17 protein-coding genes are annotated in these 16719 nt (G+C 71.0%); 14 read left to right on the plus strand and 3 right to left on the minus strand.

Annotated elements, in window-relative coordinates; all coding sequences use genetic code 11:
• Positions 1-2 precede the first annotated feature (2 nt).
• The gene (locus ACFQ6S_RS22770) at positions 3-2531 is read left to right on the plus strand and encodes an FtsX-like permease family protein (RefSeq protein ID WP_383412605.1); all 2529 of its coding nucleotides are present in this window, start codon (positions 3-5) and stop codon (positions 2529-2531) included.
• Between the two features lie 69 nt (positions 2532-2600).
• Positions 2601-3533 (plus strand): CPBP family intramembrane glutamic endopeptidase, encoded by a 933-nt coding sequence (locus ACFQ6S_RS22775; RefSeq protein ID WP_383412608.1) that lies wholly within the window; start codon positions 2601-2603, stop codon positions 3531-3533.
• 76 nt (positions 3534-3609) lie between these two features.
• Here the strand turns inward: ACFQ6S_RS22775 and ACFQ6S_RS22780 are convergent, their stop codons facing one another.
• On the minus strand, positions 3610-4683 hold the full coding sequence (locus tag ACFQ6S_RS22780) for an alkene reductase (RefSeq protein ID WP_383412610.1): 1074 nt from the start codon (positions 4681-4683) through the stop codon (positions 3610-3612).
• A 304-nt stretch (positions 4684-4987) separates the two neighbouring features.
• Here ACFQ6S_RS22780 and ACFQ6S_RS22785 point away from each other — a divergent pair, with 304 nt between their 5' ends.
• The 3 genes from ACFQ6S_RS22785 (at position 4988) to ACFQ6S_RS22795 (ending at position 6239) form a co-directional block, all read left to right on the plus strand.
• A complete protein-coding gene (locus ACFQ6S_RS22785) occupies positions 4988-5446 on the plus strand; it encodes a MarR family winged helix-turn-helix transcriptional regulator (protein WP_383412997.1) in 459 nt (152 codons plus the stop codon).
• Between the two features lie 54 nt (positions 5447-5500).
• Positions 5501-6022, plus strand: a complete 522-nt coding sequence (locus ACFQ6S_RS22790) for a hypothetical protein (protein ID WP_383412613.1) — start codon at positions 5501-5503, stop codon at positions 6020-6022.
• A gap of 82 nt (positions 6023-6104) precedes the next feature.
• The gene (locus tag ACFQ6S_RS22795) at positions 6105-6239 is read left to right on the plus strand and encodes a hypothetical protein (RefSeq protein WP_383412615.1); all 135 of its coding nucleotides are present in this window, start codon (positions 6105-6107) and stop codon (positions 6237-6239) included.
• A 50-nt stretch (positions 6240-6289) separates the two neighbouring features.
• On the opposite strand, the gene ACFQ6S_RS22800 is transcribed toward ACFQ6S_RS22795, so the two are convergent.
• The gene (locus ACFQ6S_RS22800; RefSeq protein WP_383412618.1) at positions 6290-6496 is read right to left on the minus strand and encodes a hypothetical protein; all 207 of its coding nucleotides are present in this window, start codon (positions 6494-6496) and stop codon (positions 6290-6292) included.
• Between the two features lie 225 nt (positions 6497-6721).
• Between ACFQ6S_RS22800 and ACFQ6S_RS22805 the strand changes: the two genes are divergently transcribed.
• From ACFQ6S_RS22805 to ACFQ6S_RS22840, 8 genes are all read left to right on the plus strand, one after another.
• Positions 6722-7309, plus strand: a complete 588-nt coding sequence (locus ACFQ6S_RS22805) for a hypothetical protein (RefSeq protein ID WP_383412621.1) — start codon at positions 6722-6724, stop codon at positions 7307-7309.
• A complete protein-coding gene (locus ACFQ6S_RS22810) occupies positions 7306-9996 on the plus strand; it encodes a hypothetical protein (protein ID WP_383412624.1) in 2691 nt (896 codons plus the stop codon). Before ACFQ6S_RS22805 ends, ACFQ6S_RS22810 begins: the two co-directional genes overlap by 4 nt.
• A gap of 141 nt (positions 9997-10137) precedes the next feature.
• On the plus strand, positions 10138-10707 hold the full coding sequence (locus ACFQ6S_RS22815; protein WP_383412627.1) for an SUKH-4 family immunity protein: 570 nt from the start codon (positions 10138-10140) through the stop codon (positions 10705-10707).
• Positions 10708-10946: 239 nt separating this feature from the next.
• Positions 10947-12008: a YihY/virulence factor BrkB family protein gene (locus ACFQ6S_RS22820; RefSeq protein ID WP_383404544.1), complete on the plus strand. Its 1062-nt coding sequence runs from the start codon at positions 10947-10949 to the stop codon at positions 12006-12008.
• Positions 12009-12220: 212 nt separating this feature from the next.
• Positions 12221-12622 carry a phosphatase PAP2 family protein gene (locus tag ACFQ6S_RS22825; RefSeq protein ID WP_383412630.1) on the plus strand — a complete coding sequence of 134 codons (402 nt, stop codon included), beginning with the start codon at positions 12221-12223 and terminating at the stop codon, positions 12620-12622.
• 147 nt (positions 12623-12769) lie between these two features.
• Complete coding sequence (locus ACFQ6S_RS22830) at positions 12770-13189, plus strand: phage holin family protein (RefSeq protein ID WP_383412633.1); 420 nt, start codon at positions 12770-12772, stop codon at positions 13187-13189.
• Complete coding sequence (locus ACFQ6S_RS22835) at positions 13186-13656, plus strand: DUF3618 domain-containing protein (protein ID WP_383412636.1); 471 nt, start codon at positions 13186-13188, stop codon at positions 13654-13656. The genes ACFQ6S_RS22830 and ACFQ6S_RS22835 overlap by 4 nt, the downstream gene beginning before the upstream one ends.
• A complete protein-coding gene (locus ACFQ6S_RS22840) occupies positions 13653-13919 on the plus strand; it encodes a DUF4235 domain-containing protein (protein ID WP_383412639.1) in 267 nt (88 codons plus the stop codon). Before ACFQ6S_RS22835 ends, ACFQ6S_RS22840 begins: the two co-directional genes overlap by 4 nt.
• A 605-nt stretch (positions 13920-14524) precedes the next feature.
• Here the strand turns inward: ACFQ6S_RS22840 and ACFQ6S_RS22845 are convergent.
• Positions 14525-14725: a hypothetical protein gene (locus ACFQ6S_RS22845; protein WP_383412641.1), complete on the minus strand. Its 201-nt coding sequence runs from the start codon at positions 14723-14725 to the stop codon at positions 14525-14527.
• 112 nt (positions 14726-14837) lie between these two features.
• On the opposite strand from ACFQ6S_RS22845, the gene ACFQ6S_RS22850 reads away from it, so the two are divergent.
• Entirely contained in the window at positions 14838-16286 is a 1449-nt protein-coding gene (locus ACFQ6S_RS22850) for an FG-GAP and VCBS repeat-containing protein (RefSeq protein WP_383412644.1), read from the plus strand.
• The last annotated feature ends 433 nt before the right edge of the window (positions 16287-16719 follow it).

A 16719-nucleotide genomic window follows, 5' to 3' on the forward strand; every position in this document is an offset into this window, starting at 1 on the left:
CCATGCTGTCCCTCGCGATACAGATGGTCCGGCACCGGATCACCGCGCTGGTCGCCGTGGCGTGCGCGGCCCTCGGCGGCGCGGCCCTGATCACCGCCACCGGCGTCCTGGCCGAGTCCGGCCTGCGCTCCCACCTGCCCGCCGGCCGTCTCGCCGGCGCGGATGTCCTGGTCGCCGCCGACCAGGAGTTCCATCCGGCCGGCGACCTGCCGATCGCGCTCCCGGAGCGTCGTAGGGTCCCGGCCGGACTGGTCCGCGAACTGGCCGGCCTGCCGGGCATCACCACCACGGTCGGCGACATCGGCTTTCCCGCCGCGCTGCTCGACGCCCACGGACGGGTCGTGACGGCCGGGGATCCCCAGGCCGCGGGACATGGCTGGTCCTCGACGAAGCTGCTGGACGGCGCGCGGGTCGACGGCAGCGGGCCGGTCGCTTCCGGCGAGATCGCCGTGGACAGCGCCACCGCAGCGGCGGCGGGGGTCGGGGTGGGTGACCGGGTCCAGGTGGTCGCCAACGCCCGTCCCGCTGCCGGGTATCGGGTCTCGGCGGTCGTAGCCGCGCCGGACGCGGGCATCTTCTTCGCGGACACGACGGCCGTACGGCTCTCAGGGCGGGACAGCGGAACCGTCGACCTGATCGGCATCCGCACCGCACCCGGCGCCGGGGAACGGGTCGCCGACGAAGTCCGTACGAAGCTGAAGGGCACCGGTCTTGAGACGGTCACCGGCGCGGCCCGCGGCGACCTGGTGTCACCCGGAGCGGGCGCGTCCCGCTCACTCCTGATCCTCCTCGCCGGTTCGCTCGCCGGGATCGTCCTGCTGATCACCGGGTTCGTGATGGCGAGCGCGCTGGCCGTGTCGATCGCCGGGCAACGCCGGGACCTGGCGCTGATGCGGGCCGTCGGCGCGACTCCGCGGCAGATCCGGCGACTTGCCGCCGCCCAGTCGACCGTCGTCGCGGCCGTGGCCCTCGTACCCGGTGTGGCGCTCGGCCATCTGCTGGCCGGGCGGTTCCGCGGACTGCTGGCGGATCGGGGTGTCGTCCCGTCCGAACTCCCGCTCACGCTCAGCCCGTTGCCCGCTCTCGCGACGATCCTTCTGATGGCCCTGGCCGTGCAGGTCTCGGCCCGGGGCTCGGCGTGGCGCACCTCGCGGATGCCGGCCACCGAGGCGGTCGCCGAATCGCGGAGCGAGCCGCGCAATCCGTCGCGGACCCGGACGCGTAGCGGCCTCCTCGTCATCGCCGCCGCGACCGCCATGTCGGCCCTGCCGCTCTTCTCCCGTACGGTCCTCGGCGCGACGGCCACATCCCTCGCGGGCATTCTCGGCGCGATCGGCCTGGCGCTGTCCGGCCCGGCCCTCGTCCGGGGCATCGGCAACGCCGCGGCCCGGCGCACCCGGTCCGGCGCCTCCGCCCCGACCTGGCTGGCGATGGCCAACGTCCGCGCCTACGCCCTGCGCAACGCCGGGATCGTCAGCACACTGGCCATGGCGGTCGTGTTCGTCCTGACCTACACCCTCACCCAGACCACCGTGCTCGCCGCCACCGCCCACGACACCCGCACCGGTACCCTCGCCCAGCTGCGGCTGAGCGCGCCGGGCCTGGGCGGCCTGCCCGACGGCACGCCGGCCGCCGTACGCAAGACGCGCGGCGTACGGGCGGCGGCCCCGGTCGGCACCACCACCGTGGTGTGGCCGTACGAGATGTTCGGCGAGACGGAGACGGAGTCCGGCTCCGCGACGATCCTCACGCCGGACGCGGCGGACGTCCTCGACCTCGACGTGCGCGACGGCAGCCTGGCCCGTCTCACCGGCGCCACCGTCGCCGTCAGCAGCGACGTCGCCCGCTCGCGCTCCGCATCGGTGGGCCGTCGGGTGGGCCTCGTCCTCGGTGACGGCGCACGGGTCGATGCCGAGGTGGTCGCCGTCTACGCCCGGGGCCTCGGCTTCGGCACGGTGGTCCTCTCCCACGACCTGGCGGCCGGCCACACCGCGACGGGCCTCGATCAGAGCATCCTGATCCGCACGGACGGCACGACGACCGCCCGCAAGGCCCTGACCACCCTCGCCGCGTCCCACCCGGGCCTGGTGGTGGAGGACACGAAGCCGACGTCCGGCGACGGCCTGAAGGATGCGCCGCCCGAGGTGTGGATCAACCTGGCGACGATCGTGGTCCTGCTCGTCTATCTGCTGCTCAGCATCGCCAACAAGCTCGTCGCGGCGACCGCCCAGCGCCGGGTCGAGCTGGGGGCGCTGCGCCTGAACGGGACGACCCCCAGCCAGATCCGCGCGATGATGCGCCGCGAGGCGGCGGTCACCGCGGCGACCGCGCTCACCACGGCGCTGCTGCTGTCCGCCGTGCCCCTCGCCCTCCTGGGCCAGGGCTTCCTCGGCCGCCCCTGGCCCGCGGGTCCGGTGTGGCTGCTGCCCGCCCTCGCCCTGACGGTCACCGTCACGGCATTCCTCACCATCGAACTGCCCACGCGGCAGGCCCTGCGCACGCCGCCCGCGGACGCCATCCGCGCGCAGTGAGCTCCCGTCGCCGGTCCCTTCAGGGCCGGCCCCGGACCACCCGCCAATACCATCCGAAGGGACGCCGCAGTGAGCATCCAAGCCCCCGTCAGCATCGAGGACCGGTCGGCCCCCACAGGCCCAGGACTGCGGGGCAGCATCCGCCGCCGCCCCCTGACCTGGTTCTTCTCGCTGGCCTACCTGTTGAGCTGGGTCGCGTGGACGCCGTACATCCTGTCCGAGAACGGCCTGGGCATCTGGCACTTCGCCTTCCCCGGGGCCGGCGGCACCACCCAGCTCCTCGGCGTCCTGCCCGGCGCCTACCTCGGCCCGATCACGGCGGCGCTTCTCATCACCGGGGTCACCGAGGGACGCCGCGGACTGCGCGCCTGGCGCGGCCGGATGACCAAGTTCAAGGTCGGCCGGCGCTGGTACGTCCTGGTGCTGGTCTCGGTGCCCGCCGCGCTGACCCTCACCTCGGCCGCGCTGGCCGGCCGCGGCCCCGCGATGCCGCCCGTCGTCGTGCTGGCCGCGTTCCTGCCCGGCCTGATCATGCAGATGGTCACCACCGGCCTCGCCGAGGAGCCCGGCTGGCGCGAGTTCGCCATGCCCCGTCTGCAGCGCCGCCACGGCCCGCTGCTCGGCACCCTCGTCGTGGGCCCGCTGTGGGGCGCCTGGCACCTGCCGCTGTTCCTGACCGAGTGGGGCGGGCCGCACGTGACCTGGTCCACGCCGCTGGAGTTCATCGTCACCGCGATCGCCCTCAGCTTCGTCATGACCTGGGTGTTCAACCGCACGGACGAGAGCCTGCCGCTGGCCATGCTGCTGCACTGCGGCGTCAACAACTACATCTCCCTGGCCTGGTCCGACATGTTCCCGTCCCTGTCCGACGGATACGCCGCGCACGCCTTGCTGCTCACTTCCACCGCCGCGGCCGTCGTCCTGCTGATCGCCACCCGCGGCCGGCTGGGCTGCCCGCCGGCGCACGACACCCACGCACTGCCGGTCCGGCCGGCGGCCTGACGGGGGCGGCCCGTTCGACCTGGGGGACGGTGCTGCGGATGCCCGCCGAGTGGCGGGCACCCGCGTGGCGCGCGGGTCAGCCGAGGACGGGGTAGTCGGTGTAACCGCGGTGGTCGCCGCCGAAGGAGGTGGCGCGGTCGGGGGTGTTGAAGGGTCCGCCGACGGCCAGACGGGCGGGCAGATCGGGGTTGGCGAGGAAGAGACCGCCGTAGGCGATCAGATCGGCGGTGCCGTCCTCGACGAGGCCGAGCGCGTCGGGGCCGGTGGGCTCCATGCCGGTGAAGGGGTTCAGGACGAAGGTCCCCGGCCATGCCTTGCGCAGCCGCACCACCAGGTCGCGCACCTCGGGCGCCTCCATCTGGTGCAGATAGACGAGGCCCAGCGGGGCGAGGGCGTCGACGAGGGCGGTGTACGTGGCCTCCAGGTCCGTACGGTCGCTCTCGTCGATGTCGTTGTAGGGGTTGCCGGGGGAGATGCGGAAGCCGACCTTGTCCGCACCGATGGCCTCGGCCACGGCCTTCGCGGCCTCGACGGCGAAGCGGATACGCCGGTCAGGGGTCCCGCCCCAGGCGTCGGTGCGCCGGTTGGAGTTCGGCGCGAGGAACTGGTGGATCAGGTAGCCGTTGGCGCCGTGCAGCTCCACCCCGTCGAAGCCCGCCTCCACGGCGTTCCGTGCCGCGTCGGCGAAGTCGGCGATGGTCCGGGCGATTTCGTCGTCGGTCAGCTCGGCCGGGGTGACGAAGTCCTTCGGCCCTTCCTGCGTGTAGACCTGCCCCTCCGCCTTCACCGCGGAGGGTCCGACGGGCGTGAGCCCCATCAGGCTCGGGTGACCGACCCGGCCGGTGTGCATGATCTGCAGGAAGATCACGCCGCCCTCGGCGTGCACCGCATCCGTGACCTTGCGCCAGGCCGCGATCTGCTCGGCGGAGTGGATCCCGGGGGTGTCGGGGTAGCCCTGGCCGACCAAGGACGGCTGGGTGCCCTCGGTGACGATCAGGCCGCCACTGGCCCGCTGTGCGTAGTACGTCGCCATCAGATCCGTCGCGCTCTGCCCGGAACCGTAGGCGCGACTGCGGGTCATGGGGGCCATCACGATGCGGTTGGACAGGCGGATGCCGCCGAGGTCGTAGGAGGTGAAGGCTGTGGTCATGATCAGGTTCCTGTTCGTCGGCGATGTTCGTGAGCGATGAGTGTCTGGCGCGCCACACACCATTACTTGCTCGAACAGGTAAATCCCGCAACACATTCCTGAAGCCTTATGACGTGCATCACATGCGAAGCTGCTTGTGCTGCCCAGAGCCCTCGCGGCGTCGCGGCAACCACGGCGATAGAATGTTCCTGCTCGGGCAATCATCCTGACGAGGGGAGTCGTGGACGACGTGTCGAAGGAACCGGACGCCGGCGCCGACGCCGCACCGCAGGCCGGCCCCGCCGCGGAGGTGGCCCGTACCCAGATGCCGCCCTCGGTCCGGGCGGGGGCCATGAACCACGCGATCTTCCGCGTGGCCCGCCTTCACCGGATGCTGGCCGGGCAACTCCTGCGCCGCGTCGGGCTGCACCCCGGGCAGGAGCTCGTGATGATGCAGCTGTGGGACCTCGGCCCGCAGCGCCAGACCGACCTCGTGCGTCTGCTCGGGTCGGACGCCGCCACCATGACCCGTACGGTCAAGCGGCTGGAGAACGCGGGCTTCGTCCGCCGCCGGCCCTGCGAGACCGACCGGCGCGCCACCATCATCGAACCCACCGCCGCCAGCCTCGCGTTGCGCAAGGAGGTCGAACAGGTGTGGACGGAACTCGAAGACAGCGCGGCCGCCGGTCTGGGGGCGGACGAACAGGACACGATGATCCGCGTCCTGGACCGCATCGAGGACAACCTCAGCCGCGCGGTGGAGCGCCACGCTCCGCTGGCGTAGACGCGAGGCGCATATGTGCCGGGGAGGGAGCCTGCCGCCGCCTAGGGTGCGACCATGGCCGAGGGTATGTCGCCGGAGAACCTGGCCCATGGGCACGTCGATGGGGCGCGTGAGCGGCTCAAGGAGCGCATCTATGCCTCGCTGACGCTGCTCGCCGTGTTGGTGGGCCTCGCGCAGAGCAGTCACCCCACACGAACGGGGTCGGCGGTCGCGGTGGTGGCGACCGCGCTCGGGCTATGGCTGGCTTCGCTGGTCGCGGATCTGCAGGCGTACCCGGTGGCCCACGGCCGGCCCGCCCGGCTGCCCGAGATCCGGCACACGCTGTTCACCAGCAGTCCGCTGCTCACCTCTGCCGTCGGGCCGCTGTTGCTGGTCGGCCTGTCGGCGCTGGGCGCGATGGAGCTGACCACGGCGTTGTGGATCTCGGTGGGCAGCGAGGTCGCGGCCCTGGCGGCATGGGGGTTCGCGGGCGGACGCCGGGTGGGCGCGGGACCGTTCAGTTCCCTCATCGCCGCCGTACTCAACGCCGGGATCGGCCTCGGCGTGGTCGCGGTGAAGCTGCTCGCGGGGCACTGAGCACCGGCCTCGAGACCCTCACCCTCTGGCCGCGTTCCCCAAGTCCGCGTCCAGCAGCGTCTCGGCGGCGCGCCGGACGTCTGTGAACACCTCCACCTCGTCGCCCGAGGACGGCCTGCGGAGGCCGACATCGGTCCCCCTGCGCGGCACCAAGCTCTACGTCCTCAGCGCCGCCTCCCTCCTTGACGCGAAGCCCAACTTCCTGGACGGCGGTTGAGGGGCGCGAGTCCGGTATGCGAAACCCTCCGGACCTCGGCCGGCCGCCGATCAGCCGGTGAACCGGGCCTGCTGTTCCTCCGCCTTGCCGGGAAAGACCAGCCGCGCACCGCCGCCGATCACCCCGAAGCAGCTCAGCAGGAGGGCGAAGCGAGCGACCCTCGCGGCGCCGTCCCATTCGGTCGAAGGCCCGAGGGCCAACCAGAAAGCGAGACCCATCGCCGCGACCACCAACACCACGCCACTCAGCCGACGCACCCCATGCTCCATTCCCTGCGATGGGCGATAACGCGATACGCGAACAAACCGGCTGATAATTCTACCTATCGGTAACTGCCGTTGACGCCAAGCTCGTTGGTGGTCGGCCGCCAGGCCCGTCCACTCACCGCGCCCCGCCCAAACCGCGCTCCTCCAGCCCCAGTTGACATGCCACACTGGCCACCGCCGCGACCGTTCGTGCCGTCTGCCCGGAGGAGACGCCGTATGGAACTGCTTGCCACCCTTGGCACCACCGCGCTCACTGAAGGCATCAGATTCCTCTTCGACCAGGCCAGAGCGCTGCTCGACCGGCGCCGGGGCGACCAGGAGGGAGGCGGCGCGGCCACGGACGAGTCGGGCGACGGCGTCGTACAACTCCCCCCGGCGGCGTTCGCCGGCACCCTCGACACTCGTCGGCTCGACGAGGAGGCGCTCACGGAGTCCGTCGCCGCGCTGCGGCAACTGCGCACGGCACTCTTCCCGTTCATCGACGACGAGGACTCCGTCCAGCCCGGCGACGTCGAGTTGCTCCAGCGTGTCGACCAGCTCAGGCGACTGCTCGAGGCGGTCTACGGGCAGCGCATCACGTTCGTCACGGAGGCCGGCGAGCGGCCCGCCTCCGGCACGGTCATCGACACCAGAATCGACATCAAGGAGATCAACGCAGAGGTCATCGGCGTCAGTGTGGGCAAGGTGAGCGGCGGCCGCTTCACCACCCGGATCCACGGGGAGAACGTCGGGCCGGGCGGCCGTGTGGTGGGGTTCCAGGCGGACAGCGTCGGCGGCCCGGGCGAGGACGGGGATACGGAGTGACCGTACCGGCGCAGCGGTCCGACGCCCCCGGGGACCCCACGTCGGACGACCTGTTCAGCGCGGCCTTGATCAACCGCTATCTGGCGGAGCCGTTCATCCCCAGAACCTGGCTGGCGGAGCGGATCGAGGCCGACTTCGCCGCGCCGTCCTGCCGCATCGTGCTGGTCACCGGCCCGGCCGGAGTGGGCAAGTCCGCACTGGCGGCCTGGATGACACAGCGGCACGGGCTGTCCCCCCGCTACTTCCTGCGGGTCGACAGCCGCGTCGGGCACTCCTGCGGCGACACCCATGACCTGCTGATCTCCCTCGGCAGACAGCTCGCCGCACTGCGGCCCGACCTCTTCGACGATCCCCAGGTCCGGATCGACATCGAGTCGGAGATCGGCCAGGTGGCCGAAGGCGGCAGCCACACCGGGCTGGAGGCGCGGCAGATCACCGCCAACCCCTTCAAGCCGCTCTCCGTACGGATCCGTCAGCGGGTGGAGATGCTGGAGGGCCGGTCGACGGGAATCACGACGGACCGGCTGGACGCCGACCCCGAGCTGATGGACCCGAGGCAACTGCAGCGCCTGGCGCTCTTCGACCCCGCCAGAGCGCTGCTGAAGAAGGACCCGGGCGCCCGGATCGTCGTGATCATCGACGCGCTGGACGAGCTGGACGAGCCGCACGTACCCGGGCTCCGTCCGGACACCGTGACCGGCTGGCTGGCCAACTGCCCGACACCGCCGGACAACGTCCGGATCATGGCGACCAGCCGTCCGCACCCCAGACTCCGCGAGGTGGTGCTGCACCACGGGGAACGGCTGCACGAGATCCACCTGGAACCGAATACGGCCGAAGCGGTGGCCGACGTACGGGCATACGCGGAGGCCGTCGCCGGGGACCCGGAATTCGGCGCGGCGTTACGCTCCCGGGCCGTGAACCTGCGGCACACCGTGCATGCGGTCGCCGAGCGGGCGGCGGGAAACTTCCTGTTCCTCGTCTCCTGGGTGCGCGCGGTCCGAGGCGCCGTGGAGGACGACCGCCCCGACGACCTCCGGGCCCTGACCGATCTCAGCCGGCTGCCCGCGGACCTCGACGGCCTCCATGAGCACCTCCTCTCCCAGATCCACGGTCGCGCGCAGGCCGGGCAGTGGGACGAGATCTGGCACCCACTGCTCGCGACGCTCGCCGTCGCCCGTGCGCCGCTGCCGGAGGCCCGGCTGCTGCACTGGGCGGGTCTGGCGGGCCGCCGCACGGCCGCACGCCTCGCACTGCGCGATCTCCGCCAACTCGTCGTGCGCGACCCGGGCGACGGCGCCCTGAGTCTCTACCACGCCTCCGTCACACGGTTCCTGACCAGTCCGGAAACCGACGCGGACGAAAACCGCTGGCTCTATTACGTTGACCCCGTGATCCACAACCAGCGCCTCGCACACCAGATCCTGGACACCTACGGCGCCAACTGGACGACCTGCGAGGACGATTACGCCCTCACCCATGTCCTCGGCCACCTGATCTCGGCGCTGGACGCGGGCCTGGACGACACCCGTGAGCCCGCGGACCGTACGGCCCTGGCCGCGTGCGCCGACTCCCTCGCGACCGTGATCGAGGACCCGGCGTACGCCGATACCCGGGCCGCCCGGCTGGACCCCCTGGACCTGTTCACCGACTGCCTCGCGGCCCACCGTGCGCTGACCGCGGCTGCCCCCGGCCTGGCACCCCGGGTGGCACGGGCGGTCGCCGCCCATGCGGTGCGGGCCGAGGCGCGGGACACGCCCGGCCCGCTGGGCGCCGCCGCGCTGCACGCCGCGCTGGTCTACCGGACCGACGCGGACGCGTTCTACGCCGCGGTGCTGACCTCCGCCGCCGACCGCGGTTTCCTCTCCGCGCACATTCCCGGGCGCCGAGTGCCGCACGTACGCGGCGAGTTCCTCCGTACCCAGGCGGGCCGGCTGCGCCGCCACGGAGCGGTCACGGAGGCGGAGGCGCTGCTCGCGGAGCTGGCCCGGGACGACACGGCGACGGCGGCACAGCGCTCCACCGACCTGTACGACCAGGGGTACGCGGCGTTTCTGCGCGGGGAGATCCGCCCGGCGCACGAGTTGATGGTCCGCAGCGCCGATGCCGCACGGGAGGCGGGAAACGAGGTCTCGGCGTGGGTGTCGCGGAGCATCGCCGCCCAGTTCGCCTACTACGGCAAGTGGCTGTCCGCGGACGACTACGAGCGCGAGCTCAACGAGATGGACGCCTTCTTGGAGACCGTTCCGCGCCCCGCCGGCTCGATGGCGGAGCGATTCCGGATGAACTGCCACGCCCATCTCTTCGACCTCGCCGTACTGGAGGGCAACGGGCCGCTGGCCGAGCGCGAGTGGCACGTCCTGGACACCGACCCCTGGATCCGACGCGCCCAGAACCCGCTGTACCACCTGCGCTTCGACGCCCGTCTGGCGCTGCTGCGGGGCGAGGCGAGCGGCGCCTGCGATCACTACGAGGCACTGCTGGGCCCGGACGTGCTGGACGCGACGGAACCACCGCAGAACGAGGGCACGGCCCGAGACCTCCTGGACTACGGCCGCGCCCTCGCCGCCGCGGGCCGCACACCCGAGGCCGTACACGCCTGGCGCCTGGCCATGACCACCCCGGATCACACGGCCGCGTGGCTGTGGAAGCCCCGGGTGCAGCGCCTGCTGGCCGAGACGGGGTGAGCGGGGCCGTGGCCTGGGGGTTTCACATGGAGCGGGTGACGAGAATCGAACTCGCGCTCTCAGTTTGGGAAGCTGCGCGCTGGTGGGCCCACGGACCCGGTACGGGGGTCTCGGGGGTAGCGTCCGGGGCCGGAGGTAATCGTGGCACTGTTCTATGAGGGCCTGACCTACGAAGATCTCGTTGACTGGGCCGGTGGGCAGGGAGTGACCCGGGCCAAGGGGTCTGAAGTGGGCGACTGGCGGATATCAGATGCGGACAAGGCGATCCTGATGGAGGTCGGCATTCCTCACACCGAGGACACGCCTCTCACCCGAGTGTGTTTCCAGGGAGGGCCTCAGCCGTCGTTGCCGACCACTGATGGACGACTGCTGTACCGCGTGGCCGAGACGCAGCTCTCGGGCCTCCCGGACGGTGCCCTGACTTCCTCGTGGGCCGTGGAGCCGGATACCGGAACTGTCTATTACGTTCAGCCTGATGGCGAGCCGTGGTTCGCCAACTCCTCCGTCGTCCTCTGGGTGCAATGCCTGCACCACTACGGGCTGCGGGTCGACACCTGCGACCTGCTCCTCAACGCCGACCACCACGAGGAAGACGCCGTCCTGGCCGAGTTGGAGGAACTGGCGGCCGAACTGGAGGAATGCGACCCGCCGGCATTCGCGGGGTATCAGGGATACATCTGGGCCGAGTTCCTAAGCCGCTGGTTGTGGTGACGGGGCCCAGGTCTGGGGGAGACACGCCTCACCTCAGCTTGGAAAGCTCAGACCTGCCGCGGAGCGATGGCGGCGCCTGCTGACCTGAACGACTGGTGCGTCAAATCAGCGCCAGAAACGGGACTGATCTCCGCTTCGCGATCATCCCGCTTCCGCAGCAAATTCTGCACATTCAGGAAGAAAATCTCATATTTCCCGAATTTGCGTATGGGTGTAGATGGATCGGATACCCGTGCGGAATGGTGCGGACATTGAAACAGCATGGAAGGCACGGCGGGGATGCCGCGGCCGGTCGTGAGGCCGAGACCGCGCAGGCGCCGGGCGTAGGGCCGGATGAACAGGTGGAGCGGCGGGCGCCGGACAGTCCGACGGATCTGCCGAAGCGCTCCTGGGGAATGGTGCTGAAAGGCACCCTGAAAGAGTTCAAGAAGGACGAGCTGGCCGACCGGGCGGCGGCGCTGACGTACTACGGGATTCTGGCGCTGTTCCCGGCGCTGCTGGCACTCGTGTCCCTGCTGGGCATCGTCGGGCAGTCGGCGACCCAGGCGGTGTTGGACAACATCGAGAAGCTCGCCCCTGGCGCGGCGCAGGACATCCTGCGCAGCGCGGTGCAGCAGATGCAGGGCAACGCCGGGTTGGGCTCGCTCATGGCGATCGTGGGTCTGGTGCTGGCGGTGTGGTCGGCATCCGGTTATGTCGCCGCGTTCATCCGCAGCGCCAACGCGGTATACGACCTCCCTGAGGGCCGTCCGGTGTGGAAGGTGCTCCCGGTGCGGGTCGGCGTGACCGTGGTGCTGATGGTCATGGCCGTGATCAGCGCGCTGATCGTCGTGTTCACCGGCGCGCTCGCGCGGCAGGTGGGCACGACGCTCGGAGTCGGCGACACCGCGCTGACGGTGTGGTCGATCGCGAAGTGGCCGGTGCTGGTGGTCCTGGTCACGATCATGATCGCGGTCCTGTACTGGGCGACGCCGAACGCGAAGGTCCGCGGCTTCCGCTGGATCACTCCAGGCAGTTTCCTGGCGTTGCTGATCTGGATGATCGCCTCCGCCGGGTTCGCGCTGTATGTGGCGAACTTCGCCTCGTACAACAAGACCTACGGCGCCCTCGCCGGCGTGATCATTTTCCTGGTGTGGCTGTGGATCACCAACCTGGCGGTCCTGCTGGGCCTGGAGTTCGATGCCGAGTTGGTCCGCCAGCGGGCTGTCGCAGGCGGCCACCCGGCCGACGACGAGCCGTACGTCCAGCCTCGCGACACCCGCAAGTGGGACGAGGAGGACCGTCGCCGCCTCGAATCCTAGCGGCGGTGGATCACCCTCTGCCGCGGTATCGGAGTGAGCGGGGATCGACGGGAGTCGGCTGGTTATGGGAGTGATGGCGGGCCTGCGCGACCGGGATCGGCGGCTGGCGAGGCGGGCGATCGCGTCGGGACCGGGCTGGGTGCGGCAGCTCGCGCCCGCGGTGGAGGAAGCGGCCGAGCACACCAAGCTGTGGTGGGGGGGTGGCGGGGATCATGGTCGCCGCCAGCGGGTTGCGTGGCCGTACGGCCGCTGCGGCCGGGGTGGCCGCGATGGCGACGGCTGAGGTGCTGTCCAACTGCGTCGCAAAGCGGCTGTACCGGCGCCGCCGCCCGCCACCCGAGTGGGTGCCGCCGGACGATCTCCGGGACCGGCCGGACAGCTCTTCCTTCCCCTCCGGGCACGCGGCGGCCGCCTTCGGGTTCGCTGCGGCCGCCGCACCGGTGTGGCCGGCCGCTGGCGCCGTATGCGGGGCTGCGGCGCTGATGGTGGCCGCGCAGCGGGTGCACGGCGGCGCGCACTATCCCAGCGACGTGGCCGCCGGCGGTGTGATCGGACTGGCCGGAGCCGCGCTGGTCCGTGCCGCTCCGTACTTGCTGCGGCGGTACGTGCTCTGAAGGGCGGTGATGCGCCGGTGCGAGGGGTACTCGGGCGTCCGGCCGGATGGCGGAAGGCAAGATCGCCCAACGCATGCCACCGGCTGGCCGACCCCTAGGAATCTGCCGCACATGCCGCAGGGCACGGACGAAGGAAGGTGAGCACCGATGACAGCAGACGGCTCCCCCCGCACCGGCGAAACAGGGCAGGAAGCGGTGGGTGAACTGGTTCAGCGCGCGACGCAGCAGCTCTCCCAGCTGGCGCGGGCGGAGATGCGGCTGGCGCAGGCCGAGATGACCGAGAAGGGCAAGCGGTTCGGCAAGGGCGGCGGCCTGTTCGGCGGCGCCGGCCTGGTGGGTGTCCTCACCCTGCAGGCCCTGGTGGCCACCGTGATCGCCGCGCTGTCGCTCGTCATGGATGTATGGCTGGCAGCGCTGATCGTCACCGCAGCCCTGGCCGCCATCACCGCCCTGATGGCAGCGCTCGGCAAGCAGCAGATCAGCAGGGCCTCCCCGCCAGCACCGGAGCAGACGGTTGACAGCGTGAAGGACGACGTGGCCGAGATCAAGGAGAAGGCACAGCGATGACCCAGGACAAGCCGCCCACGGGCGATGAGCCGACACCATCCCCACAAGACCTGCGCGAGCAGGTCGAGGCGACCCGTGAGGAACTCGGCCAGACCGTCGAGGCCCTCGCGGCGAGGACCGACGTGAAGACCCGCGCCCATGAGAAGACGACCGCCGTCAGGCAGCAGCTCGCGGAGAAGACCACCCAGGTCACGGCCCAGCTGAGGGACAAGGCGACACATGCCGCACAGGTGATGCAGGACAGGACCCCGCAGCCGCTGCGCGCCAAAGCTGCCGCCGCCGGCGGACAGGTCCGCGACACGGCCGTGCACGTCTCAGAGCTGGCCCACGACAAAGCTCCGGAGCCGCTGCGTGAGAAGGCCGGCCAGGGCATGCGGATGGCGCGGGCCAATCGCGCACCGTTGTTCGCCGCGGCAGGCGCGCTGATCGCGGTGCTGCTCGTGCGTCACGCCAGGAGGCGGCCATGAAAGCGTCGAAGATCGCCTACAAGCCGGTCGGTCTGGCCTTGGGAGCTGTCAGCGGCGTGCTCGCCGGCGGACTGTTCAAGCAGGTCTGGAAGAAACTCGGACACGAACAGGACGCCCCCGACGCCACCGACGAGGAGCGCACTTGGCGCGAAGTGCTGTCGGCGGCCGTCCTGCAAGGCGCGATCTTCGCGGGAGTCAAAGCCGTAGTAGACCGAGGCGGCGCCGCCGCGACCCGCCGCCTGACCGGCACCTGGCCAGGCTGAACCTCCGCCAGCGTGCAAGGCATCCCAACGGATCCGAAGCGGTGAGACAGTCGGCGCATGCCGCGCGAGCATCGATCGCCCCGGCCATACCGACCGCCACCCGAACATCCATTTCATCTCCGTCACGCCGGTTCGCGGGCGAGAGCGGCGCCGGACCTCCCCAGGCACTGCGCCGCCCCCGCCGGCCCGGTACGTCTACCCGAGGACCTGCGCCCTACCCGCCTCCGGCTCGGCGAGCGCGTGGCAGATCCTTGTTCGGGCGTCCCAGCACGCCAACACCAAGCTCCACGACGTGGCGGAAGCCTGGTGGCGACCACGCAGCAGGAGCTGATGCCGGCCCGTCTTCCAGACCATCTGGCGGCGGCAGCGGCGGTATGGGCGACCCTTCCTCAGTGCACGACCATGTCGCCATCAGTACATCGCGGGCCACATCAACGACCGGCCACCGCGACGCAGCCTGCGCAGGCGGAGGATGGCGAAAGCACGACGAGCGCTCGGGCAAGGACGGCGGAGGGAAGGACAAGGGAAGGCACTCCGACGATTGAGCCCCGCGGAGGCGTGCTCGTCACCACGCACTGACCGGCCCCTGCGCGAGGCGTCGGCCGTCACCTTCTGGTCGCGACGTCATGCGCGTCGATCGAGTCGTCCTCCACGGACTTGATGTCCGCGTTCCCGAAGCGAGCATCCCGGAGCGACCGCACGGCAGTCTGCTGTCCCCATGCGGTGCCCGAGCCGGCTCCGCCCGTGCTGAGCGAGGTCATGCAGTAGGTCCGGGGGGCGGCACCCTGCACCTGAGTGGTCGTCATCGGTCCTTGCTTCTGATCCGTCGCTACAACCATTCGGCCACCGCATAGGTCGTAGACCGCAGTCGATCAGATCAACAGGTCGCTCACAGCACGATCTCGACAACGGAGACCCATGCGCGCCACACGTACCGCCCTCGCCGCTGCCGTGGCCCTCGCGACGGCGGTCTGCATACCGCTCCTGACGGCCCCCGCGGCGTCGGCGGCCCCCGCCAAGCTGTCCGACGACTTCAACGGCGACGGCTACCGCGACTTCGTCATGCTCGGCGGCTCGCATGGCAAGGACGGGCGGGTCACCGTCGTCTACGGCACGTCGACCGGCCCCGGCACGCGCGTCCAGACCATCCACCAGGACTCGCCCGGCATCCCCGGCGCGGTGGAGGAGGGCGACTGGTGGGGCGCCGCCGCCGTCACCGCCGACCTCGACCGAGACGGCTACGCCGACCTGGTCGTCTCCTCGCCCGGCGAGAACGCGGGCGCCATCCAGTCCCGGGGCGGGCTGACCGTGGTCTGGGGCAGCGCGCGCGGCCTCGGCTCGGGCACGGTCTTCAACTCGCCCGTCCCGCAGGAGTACGAGAACCAGGGCGACCACTTCGGCGAGGACGTCGTCTCCGGCGACTTCGACGGCGACGGCGACCCGGACCTCGCCGTGACCAGCTACAGCCGGGCGGGTGTGGTCCTCCTGAAGGGCCCCTTCACGCGCACCGGCGGAAAGAGCGGCTGGGATTCCCTGGGTGGTGGCTACGGCTATCTGAACGCCCCCAACCTCGTAGCCGGCCGGGTCACCGCCGACGCCGCGACCGACCTGTACATCCTCGGCTCGGATCTCCAGGTCGGCGACATCAACATGCGGGCCTACTTCCATCGCGGCGGCAGCACCTTCACGCAGCGTGCGGGCGAGGTGCTGGTGCCTGACGACGGCGGCCACCAGGGCGGCGACATCCTCGCTGTCGGCGACTTCGACAAGGACGGCTACGGTGACCTCGCCATCGGCCGCGGCTACGAGACGGGTGACGGCGAGCGCGGCTACGTCACCGTCCAGTACGGCGGCTCCGGCGGCCCCAACACGGCCCGCAAGCCGGTGAAGTTCAGCCAGAACACCACCGGTGTGCCCGGCTCCGCGGAGAACGAGGACTTCTTCGGCTCCGCCATCGCCGCCGGCGACGTCAACGGCGACGGCTACGCGGACCTCGCCGTCGGCGCCCGCGGCGAGGACCTCGGCACCAAGCGCAACGCCGGCTCGGTCACCGTCCTGCTCGGCCGCGCGGGCGGCCTGACCGGCACCGGTGCCAAGTCCTACACCCAGGAAACCTCCGGCGTCGCGGGCTCCTCCGAAACCGATGACCAGTTCGGCGCCTACCTCAAGCTCACCGACTACACCCGCGACGGCCGTGCCGATCTGATGATCGACACGAACGAGCAGCTGGGGTACGAGGACCGGTGGGGCCTCGTACACCAGCTCAAGGGCTCCACGTCGGGCATCACGACAACGGGCGCCAAGACGTATTCCGTGACGACCCTGAAGCTGTCGTATGCGCGACTGGGCGGTCCATTCGCACGCTGACCCACCGACCCGACCGCTGAGGAGTCATCCACAGCCCGCCCCCTGCCTGCCGGCACCGAGCCCGCGGGCGGGGGCTTTGCGTCGAGCGACCGTTTCTCTGGCCCACAGCGCGGGCAAGTGTGGCTCGGCGAGTGGCTCGACGAGCGTCCTGGGGACGGACGGTTCAGTCCCCTCGGGCAGGCCGGATTCGCTGACTGGTACCTCGACTGAGTCGAGAAGACCGAGGCTGTCGTGCGGCGTGGCCGCTAGGACGGCTAGGGCCTGTCGCTTGGACCATGTCGGCGTCGCGCGGCGGCTGGAGGGCGCAGTCTCAGCCGCCGCTGATCCAAACGACACACCCTGGGCCGGGCACCCTGACAGATGTCAGGTCCCCGGGACCGCCCCCGTGCCCTTCACTGAGGTCAGCACATGCAAACTGCAACCTCTCGGGGGC

Origin of the sequence: Streptomyces sp. NPDC056479 (assembly GCF_042795335.1) — a bacterium.
Lineage (GTDB): Bacteria > Actinomycetota > Actinomycetes > Streptomycetales > Streptomycetaceae > Streptomyces.